1 protein-coding gene is annotated in these 1,551 nt (G+C 36.8%); it reads right to left on the bottom strand.

Annotation, left to right across the window (positions count from 1 at the left end; genetic code table 11):
• The coding region (locus U9O96_02355; GenBank protein ID MEA2053950.1) for a hypothetical protein at positions 1-1,551 on the bottom strand (1,551 nt) is incomplete at both ends.

The raw sequence follows: 1,551 nt of genomic DNA, 5'->3' as shown, positions 1-1,551 counted from the left end.
ATCTCAATTCGTTGTCCTTCTTTCAGAAAGTTGTATACATCGTCGCTAACTCTATCATTAATATATTGATTATTTAGTTCCGTCATTTTGGACATTGGGTAATCAACGGGTTCCGCCTGCAAATTGTATTTACCTATATCATCAAAGGTAATTCCAATTCGTTTGCAATCAAAAACATCTATGGCTGATAACTCCTCTGCCTTCTTAATATTCCTGGCTATACCCAGACCATCAATATCAAAATCTGTCAGCACGTATAACTTTATACCGGGCTTTTTCCTTTGGATTTTCTCAATTAAATCACGGATGGCATTGGTGGCATATCCCTCAGAATTGATTAGTCCGATGTCGTATCTCTTTGTCAGTTGGAAGTCATTATGCAAAAGTTCATAGAAACCAGATTTTTCCACGAAAAGCAGATTATTATATTGCTTTAAATCGGGATTGTATTCCTTTACATCTCTGGTTCCAAGATTTACATGACGATTAGAATGTGGCTCCACAAAAAAGCCTCGATGTTTCTTATAAATTATACGTTTTGCCAGGACATTAACCTCATAGTCATCAACATAACCGCAGAATGTCTTATATTCTAATTCTAATTTTTTCTCCTTGTAATGATTGCTATCCCAGGTGTATCTATATCCATATCTTTTAATTGTATTATGGAAAACTGGACGCATGGCATAAAATAGTTGTCTCTGCGTTATTGTAAATGTCCCATTGTCAGTCGCCTCGTTATATATTGATTCAAAAGTACGGAAAACAAAGTCTTTGATGAAGCCCTTCGGTGCCTTACCATAAATATCATCCGGTGTTGTTTCCTCTGGTTTATTCAACTTATTTAGTGTGGGGATTATCTCGTTGGTGATTTTTCTTATAGTTTTCCCTACAACTTCAGCAATAGCATCAGAGAATGGTTCGGTGTCAAACAATTGTTTTCCCTTATCTTGAAAATCAATTGTCGGGCATGTTAGATTGCAGATGATTTTGAAGTTGTAGTCAAATCGAAAGGACTGTTTTATTCCGTTATGTGATTCCTCGCTTTCCCCCCCTCTACGGTTGAAGAAAAGCCATATCTCTGGAAGCGAGTATATGAAACTCTGGTTGATGCCAAAGGTTACGTTATTTGAGCAGTTCCATTCCTGTTTTTTACCTGATAGAGGAATAGTTATCATTTCGAAAAAGAATGGGATAACTTTGTCAGTTTTAGTCACCCCGCCCTTGGAGTAGTAAACTATCAAATCATTGATATTCTGGATTTTTAAATCACGTTCCCTTGAAAGATCCACAATTTCTTCAACTGATTCGTATTGTTTCGTCATCTTTAGACTTTCCAGGAGGCTATGCGTCATTCCCTTTTTGCCGATACAACCAAGAGTTTTGCGGAGACTTCTCTCACTGAATGCTTTTGTCTTATGGCACATTGAATCATACAACGCCGTTGCATCCTTCTCTTTTATTTTGCTATCTGAGAAGAAATCACCTATTTTGTCAATCTCTTCATTGTTGAAGTATTTAAGTACCTCTGATATCTTCTTGGTAGAGGAA

The sequence above is a fragment of the Candidatus Thermoplasmatota archaeon genome (assembly GCA_034660695.1).
Lineage (GTDB): Archaea > Thermoplasmatota > E2 > UBA202 > DSCA01 > JAYEJS01.
This window is presented reverse-complemented; position numbering and strand designations above follow the sequence as displayed.